The 17,569-nt window shown below is 69.7% G+C and carries 18 protein-coding genes; 13 read left to right on the top strand and 5 right to left on the bottom strand.

Annotation, left to right across the window (positions count from 1 at the left end; genetic code table 11):
- Positions 1-326 precede the first annotated feature (326 nt).
- A complete protein-coding gene (locus tag ACFWN1_RS22885; RefSeq protein ID WP_384364885.1) occupies positions 327-809 on the bottom strand; it encodes an ATP-binding protein in 483 nt (160 codons plus the stop codon).
- A 330-nt stretch (positions 810-1,139) separates the two neighbouring features.
- Here ACFWN1_RS22885 and ACFWN1_RS22880 point away from each other — a divergent pair, with 330 nt between their 5' ends.
- Positions 1,140-1,763, top strand: a complete 624-nt coding sequence (locus ACFWN1_RS22880) for a nucleotidyltransferase domain-containing protein (RefSeq protein WP_384364882.1) — start codon at positions 1,140-1,142, stop codon at positions 1,761-1,763.
- Here ACFWN1_RS22880 and ACFWN1_RS22875 read toward each other — a convergent pair.
- From ACFWN1_RS22875 to ACFWN1_RS22865, 3 genes are read right to left on the bottom strand one after another with little or no spacing between them, the layout of a single operon-like run.
- Entirely contained in the window at positions 1,750-2,208 is a 459-nt protein-coding gene (locus ACFWN1_RS22875; RefSeq protein WP_384364879.1) for a PPC domain-containing DNA-binding protein, read from the bottom strand. The two genes, ACFWN1_RS22880 and ACFWN1_RS22875, sit on opposite strands and share 14 nt — an antisense overlap.
- Positions 2,209-2,235: 27 nt before the next feature.
- Entirely contained in the window at positions 2,236-3,237 is a 1,002-nt protein-coding gene (locus ACFWN1_RS22870) for an asparaginase (RefSeq protein ID WP_384364876.1), read from the bottom strand.
- 59 nt (positions 3,238-3,296) lie between these two features.
- Positions 3,297-4,709, bottom strand: a complete 1,413-nt coding sequence (locus tag ACFWN1_RS22865) for a helix-turn-helix domain-containing protein (protein WP_384364873.1) — start codon at positions 4,707-4,709, stop codon at positions 3,297-3,299.
- Between the two features lie 306 nt (positions 4,710-5,015).
- Here ACFWN1_RS22865 and ACFWN1_RS22860 point away from each other — a divergent pair, with 306 nt between their 5' ends.
- The 12 genes from ACFWN1_RS22860 (at position 5,016) to ACFWN1_RS22805 (ending at position 16,326) form a co-directional block, all read left to right on the top strand.
- Positions 5,016-5,777, top strand: a complete 762-nt coding sequence (locus ACFWN1_RS22860) for a hypothetical protein (protein ID WP_384364870.1) — start codon at positions 5,016-5,018, stop codon at positions 5,775-5,777.
- Positions 5,774-6,457: a dTMP kinase gene (locus ACFWN1_RS22855; RefSeq protein ID WP_384364867.1), complete on the top strand. Its 684-nt coding sequence runs from the start codon at positions 5,774-5,776 to the stop codon at positions 6,455-6,457. Before ACFWN1_RS22860 ends, ACFWN1_RS22855 begins: the two co-directional genes overlap by 4 nt.
- Entirely contained in the window at positions 6,454-7,323 is an 870-nt protein-coding gene (locus ACFWN1_RS22850; RefSeq protein ID WP_384364864.1) for an isocitrate lyase/phosphoenolpyruvate mutase family protein, read from the top strand. The genes ACFWN1_RS22855 and ACFWN1_RS22850 overlap by 4 nt, the downstream gene beginning before the upstream one ends.
- On the top strand, positions 7,314-7,784 hold the full coding sequence (locus ACFWN1_RS22845; protein WP_384364861.1) for an NUDIX domain-containing protein: 471 nt from the start codon (positions 7,314-7,316) through the stop codon (positions 7,782-7,784). The genes ACFWN1_RS22850 and ACFWN1_RS22845 overlap by 10 nt, the downstream gene beginning before the upstream one ends.
- 5 nt (positions 7,785-7,789) lie before the next feature.
- A complete protein-coding gene (locus ACFWN1_RS22840; RefSeq protein ID WP_384364858.1) occupies positions 7,790-8,455 on the top strand; it encodes a TylF/MycF/NovP-related O-methyltransferase in 666 nt (221 codons plus the stop codon).
- Positions 8,452-9,375 (top strand): NAD(P)-dependent oxidoreductase, encoded by a 924-nt coding sequence (locus ACFWN1_RS22835; protein WP_384364855.1) that lies wholly within the window; start codon positions 8,452-8,454, stop codon positions 9,373-9,375. Before ACFWN1_RS22840 ends, ACFWN1_RS22835 begins: the two co-directional genes overlap by 4 nt.
- Complete coding sequence (locus ACFWN1_RS22830; protein ID WP_384364852.1) at positions 9,372-10,241, top strand: hypothetical protein; 870 nt, start codon at positions 9,372-9,374, stop codon at positions 10,239-10,241. The genes ACFWN1_RS22835 and ACFWN1_RS22830 overlap by 4 nt, the downstream gene beginning before the upstream one ends.
- A 30-nt stretch (positions 10,242-10,271) precedes the next feature.
- A complete protein-coding gene (locus ACFWN1_RS22825; RefSeq protein WP_384364849.1) occupies positions 10,272-12,155 on the top strand; it encodes a radical SAM protein in 1,884 nt (627 codons plus the stop codon).
- The gene (locus tag ACFWN1_RS22820) at positions 12,152-12,871 is read left to right on the top strand and encodes a 2OG-Fe(II) oxygenase (RefSeq protein ID WP_384364846.1); all 720 of its coding nucleotides are present in this window, start codon (positions 12,152-12,154) and stop codon (positions 12,869-12,871) included. Before ACFWN1_RS22825 ends, ACFWN1_RS22820 begins: the two co-directional genes overlap by 4 nt.
- Before the next feature lie 90 nt (positions 12,872-12,961).
- Positions 12,962-13,123: a hypothetical protein gene (locus ACFWN1_RS22815; protein WP_384364843.1), complete on the top strand. Its 162-nt coding sequence runs from the start codon at positions 12,962-12,964 to the stop codon at positions 13,121-13,123.
- Between the two features lie 57 nt (positions 13,124-13,180).
- On the top strand, positions 13,181-14,071 hold the full coding sequence (locus ACFWN1_RS22810) for an aKG-HExxH-type peptide beta-hydroxylase (RefSeq protein ID WP_384364841.1): 891 nt from the start codon (positions 13,181-13,183) through the stop codon (positions 14,069-14,071).
- 1,112 nt (positions 14,072-15,183) lie between these two features.
- On the top strand, positions 15,184-16,326 hold the full coding sequence (locus tag ACFWN1_RS22805) for a tyrosine-type recombinase/integrase (RefSeq protein WP_384364838.1): 1,143 nt from the start codon (positions 15,184-15,186) through the stop codon (positions 16,324-16,326).
- Here the strand turns inward: ACFWN1_RS22805 and ACFWN1_RS22800 are convergent.
- Positions 16,274-17,563: a peptidase C39 family protein gene (locus tag ACFWN1_RS22800; protein ID WP_384364888.1), complete on the bottom strand. Its 1,290-nt coding sequence runs from the start codon at positions 17,561-17,563 to the stop codon at positions 16,274-16,276. The genes ACFWN1_RS22805 and ACFWN1_RS22800 overlap by 53 nt on opposite strands.
- Between the last annotated feature and the right edge of the window lie 6 nt (positions 17,564-17,569).

The following is a 17,569-nucleotide window of genomic DNA, read 5'->3' as shown; positions in this document are numbered from 1 at the left end:
GCTTCGGGGAGGGCTCGGGGAGCCCTCAGCGAATGTGCTCTGACCTGCACTTTTCACTCCCTCGTGCTGCCTGACGCCGACGATGTCACCGAAGGTGTTCCGTCGGGCGGCAAAGACCTCGCCCGTGCGTTCGCGGGGGTCGCGGCGACGGGCGCGGCCGGATCGAGGGTTCGAGGAGTGTTCGGCGAAGCCTCCTCGAGCCCTCGGAGAGTGGTGGACGAGTCCTCGGCCACCAAGCTGGCTGATGGACCGTACGCATTGGCAAGGAGAGCCCCGCAACTCCAGGCACATGAAGTCTCTACGGCCATCTCCCGTCGAAAACGAGGTCAGTCGCTGTCCTTGCATGGATCTGGCGCGCTGCCAGGCTCAGCCAGCACGATCCAGGCGGCCTTGGCACCGCGTTCCGTGACGCGGAACCCCCACTGTCCCTGGGCTAGCTCGTTCACCATGCGCAGTCCTCGTCCACGCTCGACAAGGGCCCTGCTCGGCCCCTCGGCCGGTTCGGCGTCCGAAGGCGACGTGGCACCGCTGTAGAGGCCCGCAGGAAGCAGAGGGTCTCCGTCATGGATCTCGCAGATGTACCTCCCGGCGGCCGAGCGGACGTACATCTCGTACGGGCCGCACGCGTGCTCATGCGCGTTCGCCACGAGCTCCGAGACGGCCAGGACACCGTCGCTGACGAGGTCCCCAGACAGCCCCAGGTCCTTGAGGACACGGCGCAGGACCGCGCGGGCTTCACCCGTCGGATGGAGAGTGTGGTCGGTCCAGCGGTACACGAGGCCGAGAGCGGCGGATGGCGCGCTGATCATCGGGCGACGGACCTTCCTGTGGGTAACGGCGATGGCCTACTCCCGGGGCTACGGCGTGGTCGCGGAAATGCGGCCAATACGCCGCTGAGAGGCATACGGCCGTAGGAAGCACCTGGCTTCGGGCACGCCGCCCCGGAAGGATCGTGGCTCAAGCACCGGCCACGAGACCGGTCGCGAGTCACGTACTCAACGATGGATGCCGGTGCCCTTGGTGCTCATGGGTGTTTATGAGCGCAGAGAGTGCGAGCGGGCAACAGGGCGCCCCAGCAAGACCTCCGACCCACCGCCGGCCTTCGCCTCCGCGAGTCTGATCACTGGGAGTATGGGCATGTGAGTGCTGACGTGTTGGGACGCTGGGTGCCGGATCGCCCCGTGGATGTGGCCGCGATCTTCGCCAAGGCGGACTTCCCTTGGTGGATCGCCGGTGGCTACGCGATCGAACTCGCGGTCGGCCGCGAGCTGCGCGCACACGGCGATCTCGATGTCCTCGTCCTCCGGCGCGACCAGGCCCTCGTACGTGGCCTGCTGGCTGACTGGGACCTATACGTGGCGGACCCGCCCGGCCAGGGGGAGCTTCGACCGTGGCGACCTGGAGAAGTCCTGCACCCGCCGCTCCACGACATCTGGTGCCGCCACACGCCCAAGGCGCCCTGGTCCGTGCAGCTCATGCTGGACGAGGCCGAGGACACCCAGTGGGTATCGCGGCGTGACCCGGCGATCCGCCTCCCGATCGACCAGCTCGGACGCACGACCGAGACGGGCATCCCGTATCTCGCGCCCGAGGTCCAGCTCTTCTACAAGGCGAAGGCAACCCGGGACAAGGACGAGACCGACTTCGAAGCGGTGCTGCCGCTGCTCAACGCTCCGGCACGCGCCTGGCTGGCGGACGCGATCAGAGTGATCGCGCCTGGCCACCACTGGCTCCGCCGGCTCCTGCCGGTCAGCCGAACGTGAGCAGCGGAACGTCGTAGAGGTCGGGGTTCCGGGGCCGGGTCATCGTGGGCGACGTGACCTCCACGATCAGCAGCTCGCTGAGGAACTGGACCTTGGCGCTGAGGAGGTGGCTCGTCCTGCCGTCGGCCGACTGGGCCTTCAGGCCGGCGGAGACGTGGATGTGCGGGAGTATCCCGCCGGTGGCGGGGTCATGGGCGAGGGTGCCGGCGCCGAACGCCTCGACGTTGGTGACGTACGTCTTCGCCCAGACCGGTGCGTCCGGGTCCGCGAGCTTCTCGCAGGCACCCACGATCTCGGCCTCCGCGAAGGCTCCGATGAACGAGGGGATGTAGCCCTGTCGTACGCCGTTGTCCCGGCAGAACGTGGACAGCTCCTCGAAGAAATCCTCCCCGTGGTCGAAGGTGACGCCGAAGGTACGGCCGACGGTCAGCTCGTGAGCACGCATGCGCGGGTGTCTCCTGATGGGGTGGGATCAGCGGGCGGAGGCGGTGGTGAAGGTCTCGCGGACAGTCGCCCCGTCGGCGCCCTGGGCGAGCAGAGCCTGCAGCAGGAGCCTCGCCTGGTACGGGCCGAGGTCTCCGGCACCGATGAGCCCGCGGCCGAGGAGGTCCTTCTCGGAGCCGGGGAAGCCGTACGTGTCGGACAAGACGGGTCCGTTGCCGATGCGGGATGCGAGGACCACAGGGATGCGGGACGCGAGTTTGGTGAGCCCTTCGACGAGGCGCTCCGGGACGTGGCCGACGCCGAAGGCCGCGACCACGAGTCCGTCGCAGTTGCCGTCCCACAGGTCGAGCAGGGCTCCGTCATCGCCGAGGGTGACGGTGTAAAGCCCGACGCGCGCCTCACGGTCGGGGGCGCCGACCAGCGGTCCGCGGCGCGGCAGGCCGCTCACCATCCGCACCCGGTTCTCCGCGATCCGCGCGATCGGGCCGCACGCTGGTGAGGTGAAGGCGGCGGGGCTGGTGGTGTGGGACTTGCGGACGGTCCAGGCCGAGTGGATCTCGTCGCCGAGTACGACGAGGCAGCCAGCGCCCCGGAGTACGGGGTCGGCGGCGGCCAGGACGGCAGCGTGGAGGTTGGCCGGACCGTCGGCGCCGGGCAGGGTGGGATTGCGCATCGCGCCGGTGACGACGACCGGCTGCTCGTGGCCGTGGTAGAGGTCGAGGAGGAAGGCGGTCTCCTCGATGGTGTCGGTTCCCTGGGTGATGACGACTCCGGCGACGTCTCTGGTCTCCAGCTCCGCCGCGATCGCGGCAGACAGGGCGGTGAGGTCCTCGGAGGTCAGGGAGGCGCCAGGCAGACGGCGGAAGTCCCGCACCTTGAGGCCGATGCCGCTCGTGGCCAGGGCGGGTACCGCGGCGAGGAGCTCGTGGGCCGAGAGCGCGGGTACGACGCCTCCGGTGGTGGGATCCGTGGTCATGGCGATCGTGCCGCCGAGGGAGAAGACCGCCACGTTCCTGACCGACTCCGTCATATCCCCTGCTCCCCTGACCGGACGCCGCCGAGCGCGGCCTCGCGAGTGGTTCACGCAGGCTATCGGGTCGGCGCCGTCCGGGTACGCGGAATGATCACCAGCTGCTCGGCCACGAACCGGCAGGCGGCCTCCAGCCCTTCGAGGCCGAGCAGCCGGCTGCGCGGCCGGGCGAGCCGCTCGGTGCCGACGGCCGACAGCTGTGCGCACCGGCGACCGAGCCAGGAGGCGTCGAGGCCGAGGTACTCCGCGGTTGCCGCGAGGCGCTGTCCGGCCTGCTCGGCCGCCGTGGCCGAGCGGTGGCTGACGTGGCCCGTCACATCGGCGAACGCCCGCAGGGCTCCCGGCCGCGCGGTGACCGCGAGGTGGGACGCTCCATCGGTCCGTACCCATGAGGCAATGACGGCGCGGCGCCCGTGGGAGAGCGCGAAGCCGTCGGTGTGGGCGAATCCTCCGTCATCGGTCACCCAGGTGCGGATGCCGAAGGACTCCATGAGCGCGATGGCTAGGAACAGCAGAACGCGCTCGTACGCCGGCGAGGCGGCGACCGCCGTCTCGGGGACGCAGAACCCCCGGCCACTGGTACCGCCCGGTCGCCGGGGTGCCATTCGTTCGAGGTAGCGGTACTTGTGCCGGAAGAACAGCCACGTGGCGGCCTCCTCACCGCGCTGTTCCCTGGTCCAGAAGACGGGTGCGTCGCCCAGGTGGTCACGGTGGCCCAGGATGTACCGGGCTGCGGTCTCCGAGCCGATGAGCATCCGGGAGACTTCGGTCAGTCCCTGAGCGGAGGCGATTGGCGCACCTGGGGAAGCGGTGAGCGAGGCCAGCGAGGTGTGCAGGGTCTGGTCGTCGCCGAGCAGTGCCGCCTCGAATCCCGACACGGCCCACAGGATGCCGTAAGTCAGGTCGTCCAGTTCGTACGCGGCGGGGATGTCGACCGGGTCGGAGGCGGTGGTGCGTACACCGCTCGGTCGGGCATCGGTGACGAACTGCCGGACCGCCCCGTCCACCGTGCGGTTCGCGACGACGAGCGCGCGCATCGGCATCGTGCGCCAGGCATCCAGCTCCGGGCGGGAGTCGACTCTCAGGCTGTCCCCGAGGAAGGAGGCCGCGGGAAGGGTCAGCACGGGAATCGCCGTCGTCGAGACGGACCGACCGGCGGGTAACAGAAGCTGGCCCGGACCTTCAGGTAGCGCCGCGTACCCATGGCCCCTGGTATCCGCGGATCCCGGTCGGCCCGTGGCGTCTGAGATGTGCGGATCGGCCGCGGGCAGGAGCCCGAGCAGCTCCTCCGGAACTCCCAGCGCATCGGTCCACTGGACGAACTGCCTTCGGTCGCGGATCTGCTTGAGTCCGCGTTCCAGTCTGCTGACCTCGGCCTGGTCGATGCTGACCATCCGCGCCACACCGGCCTGGGAGAGGCCCGTGTGCTTCCTGAACAGCTTGACGACGGTGCCGAGTTCCCATGCGGCCACGGCTCGCCGGACCGTCGGATCACGCCAGAAAGCCGGGTCGGCCCGCCGGGCCGCCGACCCGTCCTGGCACGAGGCGCATCGTGTACCGGCGTTGAAGCGACTGAGAAGGGCACCACAGCGCGCACACCGCCGCTGTCCGCTGTCGACCATGGTCGGCATTCTCTCTCGCTCTGCGAACGCCCGGACACGTTCCGCTGGTGGGGCTCATAAACACTCATAGGCGTGGGACTTCGTGGCGGCCATCGTGGTGGAGCACCACCGACCGGAGCCGCGTGCCGCGACTCCCCGGACGTGAGGATCCGACCTGTGACCTCCTTGACCCTGCCGCTCCGGCCCCCCGGTTCGCCGCCGCTGGCCCATGCCTGGCAGACGCTGGCGGACGGGCTGCTGACCCAGCGGCTCCATCTCCATCTCGACGAATGGCGGGCCGCCGTCGCCGAGGAGAAGGCGCTGCCGGACGTGCCGGACTCCGATGTCTCCGTGCTGGCCCAGCGCCCGTCTCGGCTGCCGGCAGGCGACGGGTCCGCGATGGCGCTGCTGGAGGACGCCGGGCTCGACTTCTGGTGGGAGCTGCCCCAGCGGCACGGAGCGGAGTCGCGGAACCAGCGCGGGGCGCTTCACCGCGCCGCCGACGCCGCCGCCCAGAGCATCCTCGCGGAGCAGTCCGGGATGGCCTGGTCCGACGCCGTGACCGCTGTCAGCGGCGCCGCCGCGTGGTGGGTGGGCTTCTTCACGGTCATCCGCCACCGCGGGGTGCACCACATCACGCTGGAGCCGCACCCGAGCCCGCTCCATGAGCAGGCCCTGGGTACCGCGGTGAGCGTCGTGGCCCACGGCATGGCCACGCGGGTGCTGGAGGCGGCGCTGCGTAACTCCGACGACGACCCGGACGTCCGCGCCGCGTATTGCCGGGCCATCGAGGCCGGCATCTGCGCCGAGCCCGAGCTGCCCCGCCTCATCGACGAGTTGGCGGAGCTGCGGCTGGTGGACCTGGTGTCCACCACGGCCCGCTGGCGGGGTCGCTTCACCAAGTACGCCGGCGGCACGGGAGCGGGGCAGGTCGAATGAACCACCGCTATCCGTTCATCGTCATCGAGGGGCTCGACGGCACCGGCAAGACGACGCTGCGCAAGGGCCTGTTCCGTCTCTGGGAAGGGCTCTACGGCGTCACCCCGCTCTGCATGCTCACCACCAACTTCCTCGCCGCAGACCAGGCCGCCACCATCGTCATCGGCAAGTACCAGCCGAACGCCGGGAACCGTGACGCCTACCTGTCCGCGATCTCGGCGGACAAGCGGGCCACGCTGGATCGCCTCGTGCTCCCCCAGCGGCAGGCCCGGCCCGTGATCGCGGATCGGTGGCTCCTCAGCGAGCTGGCCTTCTTCGCCGTGAAGCACGACATGAGGGTGTCGGAGACGTACGAGGTGCTGGCCGCGCAGCTCACCGCGGCCCCGGATCTCACGCTCGTCCTGGACCTGGAGACCGACGCCTCGATGAGCCGGGCGCAGGCCCGCCAGGGTGACGCCGTCCGGGCGGACTGGGACGTGCACAACGTCCAGAGCCGGGTTCGCGAGACCTACGAGGCCGTGGTCACGAAGCCCGACGAGTTCCCGCTCCTCGGCGACGTGGTCCGCCTGGACGCCCGCCGGCCCCGGTCCGAGGTGCTGCTCACCGCCTGGGACGTACTGCGCGAACGGCAGCTGGTGCCGTCGCTCGCCGCCCGTACGGAAGGAGGTAGGGACTCATGACTGACGGCACGAAGGCGATGCATCTGCGTGAGGCCCTCGCCGCCAGCGAGCGGAAGCACCCGCTCCTGGCGATCGGTGCGATCAACGCGCTCGCCGCGCATGTCGCGGCGGAATCGGGCTTCGACGCCCTGTGGGTGAGCGGTCTGGAGGTGTCCGCGGCCTCCGGACTGCCGGACGCCAACGTCCTGGGCCCCCGGGACCTGTCCGACGTGGTCGCCTCGCTCGGCCGTGTCACCGAGCTGCCCGTCATCGTGGACATCGACAACGCGGGCGGCTCGGGGCGCACGGCGGAGCGGTTCGCGTCCGACCTGATGCGCGCCGGAGCCGCGGCGGTGTGTGTCGAGGACAGCGCGTACCCGAAGTGCAACAGCTTCGCGGCCCACCGGGCCCAGAACCTCGCCGATCGGGACCTTCTGTGCGAGCAGGTGGCGCGCATACGGAAGGTCGCCGGTGACGGCCTCGTGGTCGTGGCCCGCACCGAGGCACTGATCGCCGGCGAGGACATGGCCACGGCGATCGCCCGCGCTGAAGCGTACGCCGAAGCCGGAGCGGATGCGGTACTCATCCATTCCAAGGACGCGACCGGTGATCAGGCGCGGGCCATCGGACGTGCGTGGAGTCACGGCGTACCGCTCGTCAGCGTGCCTACGGCGTTCCCCGACCTGAGCGCCGCCGAGCTCGGCGAGGCCGGCTTCCACCTCTGCATCTACGCGAACCAGCTCAGCCGTGCCGCCCTCGCGGGTATGCGCACCGCCGCCCGTCAGTTCCGGCGCGAAGGGAGTTTCCGCTCCACCGTCGCGGGGTCCCTCGCGGAGGTCGGCGACCTGATGCGCGTCGGCGAACCGGAGGCGCTGTCGTGCCTCTGACAGCCGAGCTGCCTCGGATCAGCGTGTCCGTGAAGGCGGCGATCGTGCGCGACGGCGCCGTCCTATTGCTGTCGTACGACGACGAGGCCGGGTTCCACTACAACCTTCCCGGCGGCAAGGCCCAGGTTGGTGAGGACCTGCGCCAGGCCGTGAACCGCAAGGTCGCCCAGGAGACCGGCCTCCAGGTCGTGGCCCGGCGTCTGCTGTGCGTCGTCGAGTACGTCCCCGAGTCGTGGCAGGGCGAGTTCGGGGACGTACAGAAGGTCCAGTTCAACTTCCTCGCCGAGCAGGTGGACGACGCCGAGCCGCGCATGCCGGAACCGCCGGACCCCATCCAGGTGGGCTTCGAGTGGGTTCCGCTGAAACGTCTGGGCGACGTGTACCTGCTGCCCCGGATCAACCGGCCGCTGTCGGCGGCGTTGAACGGGGAGCTCGCCGACCCCTTCGTGGACAGGTGGTGACCTTCATGGATCCGATGCTGAAGGATCTGCGGGAGTGGCTGCTACGGGAGCACGCCGGCACGGTCTGTGCCGACCGGCTCAGCGTGATCGCCGACGAGGTCGCCGACCTGACCGCCCGCGGTCTGCCGGGACCGGTGGTCGAACTCGGTTGTTACAGGGGCGCGATGGCCCTCTGGATCCATAGCGTGCTCGAATCGCTGGGCGACCACAACCGCGAGATCCACGTCTACGACTCCTTCCAGGGCATGCCCGCGCCCGGTGCCGAGGACTCGGATCATCTGGCGGCGGGCGAGCTCCGGTCGTCCCCGGACGACGTGCGCGCCACGCACGAGGCCTGGGGCAGACCGGCGCCGGTCATCCATCAGGGGTGGTTCGACGAGACCCTTCCCAAGGAGCTGCCCGACGAGATCGCGTTCGTCTACCTGGACGGCGACTTCTACGACTCGACCCTCACGGGACTCACGCACTGCGTCACCCGCCTGATGCCGACAGGTGTGCTGCTCGTCGACGACTACGCGGACACGAAGGTCAATCCACGCGCCTGGGACGGACTCCCGGGGGTGAAGCGCGCCTGTGACGTGTACTTCGGCGCGCCTTCGCCCGTGACCGTCGTCGTCGGCGAGGGCGATCTCGCCTTCGGCCGGTACAAGAAGCCGGAGTTCCCCGGATGAGCGCTGTCCTGGTGCTGCGCGGTGCGGCGGACGCGAGCGCGATCCGCCGCACCCTGCCCGATGTCCTCGTACACGAGTTGCCGGACCTGGACTCGCCTCCGGCCGCCGACACGGGCGTGCTCGTCCTGCGCTCCGGCGTCCGTCTCGGCGAGAGAGAGCTGGACGCGCTCCCTAACCTGCGGCACGTCGTACGGACCGGCTCCGGCATCGACCACATCGACGTGAGCGCCCTCCGGCACCGTGGCATCACGCTGCACCGCAACGCCGAGGCCGGCGCGGACGCCGTGGGCGAGTGGGTCCTCGCCACTGCCCTCTCCCTGGCCCGACGGATCCCCTTGGGGCAGCACGCGCTCCTGCTCGGCCGGCACGAGAAGCAGGCGTGCATGGGAGCGTCACTCGGCACCCTGGCCGCGGGTATCTGGGGCGCAGGCCCGGTGGGGCTGGCCGCCGACTGGGCCCTGGCCCCCTTCATGGGCGGGACGGCCTTCGCCGCGTGGCCGTCGAACCCTCCCGGTCTGCGGGAGCTGTCGCCGACAGCCCTCGTGGAGCAGTCGCAAGTACACGTGATCGCTCTGCCGCTGCGTCGCACGACCGAACAGCTCATCGGCGAGGACTTCCTGGCACGCGTCGCTCCGCAGCGACCTCTACTCATCTGCGCAGGGCGGCTGGAGACCCTCGACGTCGCCGCCTGCCTGCGGGCGCTAGCGGATGGGAGGCTCTCGGGCCTCGCCCTCGACCCAGTCGAGCGGGAGCACCTGCCGCTCCTCACCGGCTCCACGACGCCGCTCAACCTCCTGGCCTCGCCCCACATCGGCGCCCAGCGCTCCGACGTGCGCGGCGCGCTCGACCGATGGGCCATCGATCTCCTCAAGGAGATCACCGCTGACAACAAGATCCTGATCGAAGGAGGCCACCGGTGAACCCATCGGCACGACTGCGCCGGGAGATCGCCGACAGAGTCGCCCAGGCGCTGGTCGCTTCCGGCGAGGCCCGCGAGGTCTGGCTGGAGGGAGCCCTCGCCTGCGGCTTCGCCCACGCGGCGAGCGACCTCGACCTGCGTGGCATCGTGGACGGCGCCCTTCCGGCGTGGGAGTCGCGCATCGTGGACGGCGTCCGTATCGACCTCCAGGCGACGGCACCGCAGCGGGCCGAGGAACTCCGTCACCTGCTCCGCTCCTTCGACGTGCGCCGCGACGACCTCGGATCGTTCCGCCGGGTACGCGCCTCGATGCACGACCTCATGTGTCTGCGCACCGCCCTCTCGTACGGCTCCGGGCGCTGGGATCCGGTGCTCGATCCCGGGGAGCGCCAGGGCTACCGATGCTGGGCGGTCGCCGACCAGGCCGAGGTTGCGGCTAGTCTCGCGGAGGACCTGACCGGCCTCGTCGAGGACGGCTTGGCCGAATCGGCCGACGTCGTGTGCCGAAAGCTGGAGACCTGCCTCACCGCGCTCGGCTGCGCGGCGGCCGGCCACCCTGTCCTGGGCGACAAGTGGCTGCCGCTGCTTGCCGAAGCGCAGCCCCGCCCGTCGATCGACCCGGCTCGCGCAGAGACGTGGGAGTGGTTCCGTCCGGTTCAGCGAGGCGTGACGAGAGCGCTTCTGGACTGCTGGCCCGTCGACGACCCGCTGCAGAAGCCTCCCAATCTGGGTGGTGCCCCTGACGCCGGTTGGCTGCCCAAGCGGTACGCCGACGGGTGGTTCCTTCGCCGTGGCGACGTCCACATCCCCATCACCGGCGGACAGCTTGTCGGGTGGCTGTCCACGGTCTCCACCGATGGCGCATAGACCGCGCCCCTCCTCCTCCGGAGTCCTCTGATGCCCGTCACCCGCACCGCCTCCATCGACCTGGAGAGTCTCTACGCCCTGCTGTCGAGCACCGGGCCGGACACGGCCGTCTCCGTCATCCTCAAGCTCCGCGGCGAGACCTGCGACATCGACTGCCTGTACTGCTTCGAGAAGCGCAAGGAGTCACCGGGCGGCGCCCGGATCAGCGCGGAACAGGTCCACCGCCTCGGTTCGATCTTCTCCGGGCGTCCGCTCAGCGTCGAACTCCACGGCGGGGAGCCTCTGACCGCCGGCCGGGAACGGATCGCGGAGATCCTGGACGCGCTCGCCGCACAGCCGAACGTCATCCGCGTGAGCCTCCAGACCAACGGCCTCCAGCTCGACGACGCCTGGCTGGACCTGTTCGAGCGGCGCTGCCCCCAGCTGGAGATCGGCATCTCCCTCGACGGGGACGCGCTCGGAAACTCGTGGCGCGTCGGTTACGACGGCAGCCCCACGTACCCCCGAGTGGTCGAAGCCCTGGAACTCCTCGGCCGTCGGGAACGCCGCGTCGGCGTCATCTGCGCCGTCACCCCATACGTCCTCGGCCGGGCCTCCGAGGTCATGGAGCACCTCGCCTCCTTTCCCGCCGTGACGACGGTCAGCCTGGTGCCGTGCTTCGACGCGGCGGTCACCCGGTCGACCACGGTGGCCGGATCCCGCACGCCGACCAGCCGGGCGCTCCAGCGACGGGCCATCGGCCCCACCGGCCCGGCCTGGGCCGTCACGCCGCGTCAGTACGCCGACTTCGTGCTGGAGGCCGCCCGCCACTGGGTCGCCGACAACCTGTTCCGCCGCGTCAAGCTGGAGCCCGTCGTCTCCGTCATCCGCCGCCTGAAGGGTCTACAAACCCGTTCCTGTCACTTCTCCGACCTGAAGTGCGACCACGTCCTCACCCTTTATCCCAATGACCGCCTGGGAAGCTGTGACGAGCTGCCCTGGCCGCTGGCCGGCCTGGCCGCGCTCGGTGACGTACACGCTGAGGCGGATGTGGCCGGCGCCCAGGGCAACTCTCCCCTGCTCCGGCAGGCACGCTCCCTGATCACGAAGTGCACGACCTGCGACTACCGCGACACCTGCGGCGCGGGCTGCCCGGCGGTCCGCCTCCGCTTCGCCGCCGCAGGCGACGAAGACGCGTACTGCGACCACCGCATGCGCCTGATCGACGGCGTCGCCGCACTGCTCGCCCAGCCGGATCTCCCGCCCGGTGCCTCCTGTCCCCGGCTGCACTGGCGTCCCGTCCGCCCCAACGACATGCACCACGTCGGGGCGTTCCTGGCCCGCTGGGATGACCTCGCCGCACCGCGCCCGCCAGCATGCCTCCAGGTAAGCGCCCACGGCAACATCAACACGGTCGGCCTCCCCGGCATTCACGAGGCGGACGATCTCGACCCGCGACACCCCCAGTGGTACGAGGGCATCGAGCCCGGCGTCCGCCCGGTCGTCGACGCGCTCACCGCGGGCTGGAACATCGTCACCTATGACAGCTGCCAGGGCCACGCCTACGCCGATCTCCCCGGAGCCGAGCCCCGGTTCCTCTCGGTCGGCATCCTGCCGCGCGACCGCGCCGAGTACGCGCGAACAGCGGCGCGCCTGTGCCGTGCTACCGGCCGAGCTGAGTCCTCCCTGCCCGGAGCGTGTTCGCTGGTCCTCGGCCGCAACGAGCTCACGTGCCGGACCACCGGCCGGGTGTATCCGACGCTCGACCTCCATCTCGTACCCTCTGCCGGCACCACGCCTGCCGAGTACTTCGAGGACCTCACCAAGGCCGTGCACGTACTCACGGAGGCCCTGGCCGAAGCCGCCTCTGCCCCGCCGTCCACCCTCTGCGCCTGCGCGACCGAAGCCCACTCCAACGATGGAGGCGAACAGTGATCCACATCGCCGAGACGCTGTCCATCCGGACCGTGGAGAGCTTCCTCAAGCCGAACGAGATCGAGCGCCTCAACGACGTCATGGACGACGCGCTCGACCCCCTCGGGCGCGACCGGTACGGCGCGGACCGCCATACAACCATCCACGAGATCCCCGGTCACTCCCCCGCCGAGGCGCAGGACGTCTACGAGCCAGTCGGTCGGATCGAGATGACCGACATCCCGTACGAGGCGACCTCCCTCCTCGACCAGGCCCTCAAGCTCCACATGGCCGCCATCACGCGCACCCTGCCGTCGGTCACCGGCCACCGGCCGTGGATCTACCTCGAGTACGGCGCCGGCCAGTACATCACCCCGCATGCGGACGGCATCGCCCCCGACCCCCTCGCCCGTCCTCGGCAGATCGCCGCCGCGACGGTCACGCTCACGGACATCCAGGACACAGGAGGGGCGTTCTACGCGGAGACCACGGGCAGCGACGCCGCCTGGACCACCGACGAGGCGCCGACCGGGTCGGGTTACGCCCCGGGCATGCGCTTCGCGCACGACGGAACGGACATGTCCTCTCCCTGGTTTCGCAGCATGCCGCGCACGCGATGGTGCGTCGCCCCCTCTCCCGGCACTCTCGTGGTTTTCGGCAGCCAGCTCGTCCACGGCACCGAACCGGTCCGTGCCGGCCGCGTTCGTAAGTTTTTGACGCTCTTCGTCTCCGAGTAAGGAGCCATGGATCCGTGACCGGCCCCCGCGGCCCGCCCGCACCAGCCCTTCGCCCCGACCCACCGCCCCTACCTGAGGAGAGAGCGAGCAGTGGCAGAAGACAAGAGGTTCGACGAGTTCCTGGAGGCGGTCGCGTCCCTGCGTGACAGCGACCCCGTGCGCACCACCGCGCACACCTCCAACGCGGCCACCGAGACCTGGCTGGCCACCACAGTGCAGCCCGACGCCGCTGAGCCCACCACCGTGTCCTGACCCGCCATGGGGCCGGGCCCGTCCCGGTCCGGCCCCGTTCCACTCCCGGAGCCCCAGATGAGCGCTCTCTCCCCGGAAGCCCTGGTCGCCCTCAGTGGCATCGCGGACCACCAGCGCCTACGGACCAACCGCATCGCCTCCGTGCTCGGCAACCGCCTCGGCTCGTCCGCTCTCGACTACTCCGTGGCCCACCACCTACTCGAAGGCGCCGAACACGCGGCGCGCGCCCGGGACGCGGACCGCCTCGCCTGGTACCGCCGTACGACGGTCCGAGACCTGACCCACCTGTCGGCCGGCCAGCACATCGTGGTCAGCCCGCGCCCCGCGGACCTGCTCCGCTCGGAGATCTCCGAAACCGCGTACTACCTCGTTGGCCCCGACACCGACCCTGCCCCACCCGAGGCCCATCGCCTCGTTCGTGCCGCCCTTGCCTCCGCGACCGAGCACGGCTTCGGCACCCTGCTCACCCAACACGCCCCCGTCATCTGCCTGCTCAATCGCCGCCAACTCGACGAGACCCTCCACAGCTGGGCCCTCACCCGCCTCCCGGGCACCGTCTTCACCGACTGCACTGCGCACCCCGAGGTCCTGGCCCGCGACCTGATCCACGAGGCCGCCCACAACTGGCTCAACGACGCCCTGGCCGCACACGATGTGCACCTCCCCGCCGACGTCACCTTCTTCTCCCCCTGGCGAGGCGCTCCGCGCCCCATCTACGGTTTCCTCCACGCGTGCTGGGCCTTCTCCCTCACCGTGATGTACGTGCGCAGGGTCAGGCAGTCTGCGACGGGGCCCGTGGTTTGCTTCCTTGACGACCACCTGCGCCAACAGGAGGACCAGTTCGCCTCCGTGACTGACTCGCTAACAGAGGCGCTCTCCTACGTGTCCGCCAAGGTGATCCGTGATCACGTCAGCCGCGCCGCCAGCAGAGCCGTTCTACCGGCGTAGCATCGGCGGTCCATTCCCGCTCGCCCGCAGTCATGTCCTACACCCACTTCCTGGGGAACCGTCTTCACCGGCCGCACCATCCACTTCGAGGATGCCCACGACCTAGTCCACGAGGCTGCTCCCCAGTGGATCAACAATGCCCTGGCCACGCATGACGTGAACCTCCCCATAGCTGGGAACTCCTCGTCCGGTCTACGGATTCATACACGCCAACCGGCCCACTCCCTCAGTCCCCTGCGAGAGTGCACCCGGCCGCCTGATCCGAACCCGCCCGGGTACTGCCGCCGACCGCCAGAACCGGACCCGGCACCATGTAGCCCATGCTGTCGGAGGCCGGCCTCGGAGCTCCTCCAACCGGGCGGGCCATTCCTACCTGCCCGTAAGCCACATCAACGCCCGACGCGGTAAAGGAACATGCCGCTAAGGTCTCGTGCGGTGAACAAGGATGAATCCGGACTGACCAAGGCGGTTGCCGACGCGCTGGGCACTCAGCGCAGCGCTGCCCTCACGGAACTCGCTAGCCGTGTCACCGCGCTGCGCCGCATGAGCGAAGATGCGGGAACCAACGAAGTGCTGCTGACCCCCTTGACAGGCCGCGCCGCGGAGAGATGGGAGCGCCTCGCTCAGCGAGAGGCCGAGGACTGGGTCTATGTCCGTTCGGATGACGGTGCAACCGTCCTTGAGCTTGACCCTCACCGGCCCACCGCCTCCAGCCCACCCTGGTCGCCACCGACAGGCCACGGCAACCGACCAGAGGACGTGTGCCGAGCTCACCCCGCAGCCGACCAGGTCGGTCCGTGACCGGGTTCCGGGTTGTGCCCTCGCGCGCCAACAGGGTTGTGGCAAGGCACACCACCGTCCCTGAGTCTGCTCACGGCGCCGCTGGACCCCGTTCCATTGAATGGCACCATTTCGCCCTCGCAGACGATTCACTCTCGGGCAGTCTTCGAGCGTCGGCAGATTTTCCGTTCAGCCACCATCACAGCCGCCAATCCAACAGGACGCAGGTCGTCAAATCCTCTCGCGCCCAAGGATTTGGCGCGGCCGGAAAAATCGACTACAACACCACCCATACCAAAGAACACGACCAACGGCCGTGTGAGCAGAGATGGGTGAACAGGTTGGCTCAAATCATCGACAACGGTTCTGCCGTGTCCGGCAAGCGGTGGACCGTCCGCTACAGGGAGCCGGGCGGACGCACCGGGCGTCAGCGGGAGAAGTCGTTCGCCCGGAAGAAGGACGCGGTCGACTTCGCCACCAAGATGGAAGGCGACAAGCGCGAGAACATCTACGTCGACCCCGACGCCGGCAAGGTGTCGCTCCGCCGGTACGCGGACGACTGGCTCGCGAAGAAGACCGCTTCCGCCGGCACCCTCGAGTCGTACGAGCGCATCGTCCGCCTCCACGTGGTCCCCCACCTGGGGAGCAAGATGATCTCGCAGGTCACCGCGGCGGACATCGAGGGTCTGTACGCACGCTGGCGCCGGGATGGGGCGGCCCTCAACACCATCAAGTCCCGGCACATAGCCCTCTCGGCGCTGTTCTCCCACGCTGTGCGTCACAGGCGGATTCCCGTGAATCCCATGACGCAGGCCGAGAAGCTGGAGAACCCTGTCATTCCTGTCGACGACAGGAAACTTCCCAGCTTCGACGAGATAACCGCCATCGCCAACGAGATCGGACCTCGCCTGTCTCCGGCGATATGGCTCATGACGTGCTGCGGACTTCGTATAGGGGAATCTCTGGGAGTCTTCCCGGAGGACATGTGCGACGGCACCCTGCGAATCCGGCGACAGGTGATTCGCTACAAAGACACCTCCGGAAAGTACACGCCGAAATACGCCCCACTGAAGCATCGGAAAGAGGGTGAGTGGCGGGATATACCCGTTCCCGCTTCCCTGGAGCCATTCATCGACCGGCTTCCGATCCGCAATGCGAGCGGCGGAATGCCGTATCCCGATCTTCTACGCAAGTCGTGGGACCGCGCCATCAAGCGGCTCGAGCTTCCTGCATACAACCCGCACGACCTGCGGCATAAATGGACCACCGTGGCCCTGACCAACGGGGTGTCCATTCACGAGGTGTCTCGCTGGCTCGGACATCGTTCGATCAAGGTCACGGTGGACCGGTACGGCCACCTCACGCAGGACGGCCAGGAGCGCTGCCGTCAGGTCGTCGAGACGGCCGTCGGGCCGCACATGCTCACACCAGGCCGAGTGCCTGCAGCGCGCGGTGCTGACTTGGTGCTGACTTGACCGGCCAGAAGATGTAGCAGACCCCGCCCGTACCGCTCCTGACCTTGCCCTCCGCGTCGTACCGCTTGGTGCGGAGCCAGATGTTCTCCCACTCGCGCCGGTTGTAGACCCGGCGTACCTCGGCGTCGCCGGGGGAGGCCGGGTCGTTGGCGATGATGTCGCCGGCGGCGGTGAAGCCGATGACGGTCATCAGGTGGCCGGAGGTGCCGTAACCGGCGCCGGTCAGCTCGGTCTTGAGGAAGGACTGGGAGGTGATGACGGGAATGCCCGCCGCGATCAGGGTCTCCAGGTCGGTGAGCGAGGCCAGCCGGGTCACCACGCCCTGGATGCCGGGGAAGGTGGCCGCGTAGGCGGCGTTGAAGGGCCAGTTGCCGCAGCCGGTGTACTGGTGGTCGTAGGTGTACCGGGCCGCGTGGTCCACCTGCGGGTCGGCGTAGGAGGGGTCGACCCAGGCGAGCTGCTCCGGGGTGAGCCGGCCGCCCCAGTACTCGATGATCATCTGTGAGGAGGTCGGACTGCACCATGCCTCACCGCCGTTGTCGTACTGCGGGTACTGGCCCTTGTGGATCTCCTGCGAGTAGCGGGGTACCACGAGTTCGCGGGCGAGACCGGGGGTGGACGCCGGGACGGTGAAGCGGTCGGGGACGTCGGAGCCCATCACGCCGGCCCGCCACACGGTCGGGGTGCGGCGGGTGCCCGGCGTCCGGTACAGGGTGAGCCGCAGCCGGTACGCCGCCGCGCGCAGGCCCGTGCTCGCGTCGTCGATGGCGAAGGTGTCGGTCCACACCGAGCTTCTGCCGTCGCCCTGGTCGTCCACCGAGGTGCGCTTGATGTCCTCGTCGCCCGCGGCCCAGCGGCCCATCACGTACCAGGGCGCGGCGGTGCCGTCGCTGTACGTCGCCTGGAGTTCGGCCTGGAGCCAGGTACCCGCCGGGGTGTCGGCGTTCCAGGAGGCGATCAGCTCGGTGGCGGGCACCCGGAGACGGTGGAGCGGGGAGGTCCAGGTGGCGTACTCCCAGGCGGCGGTGGTGCCGGTGTGCGGGTCGGTGTAGTCGGTGCGGCCCGCCGGGGCGCCGACGGCGATGCCGGGGCGGCGGCCGGGAACGGTCCGGACGCCGTTTCCGGTGCCGCCGCGCCAGTCGCGGTACGTGGTCCAGGCGCGGTTGTCGACGGGCCGGGCGGGCGCGCGGCCCGAGTCGCCGGCGTCGGCGGCCGCCGGTGCGGTGGCGGTGGGCACCGTACC

The organism is Streptomyces sp. NPDC058459 (assembly GCF_042721685.1).
GTDB lineage: Bacteria > Actinomycetota > Actinomycetes > Streptomycetales > Streptomycetaceae > Streptomyces.
The sequence above is the reverse complement of the archived record's forward strand: the minus strand, read 5'-3'. Positions and strand labels throughout refer to the sequence as shown.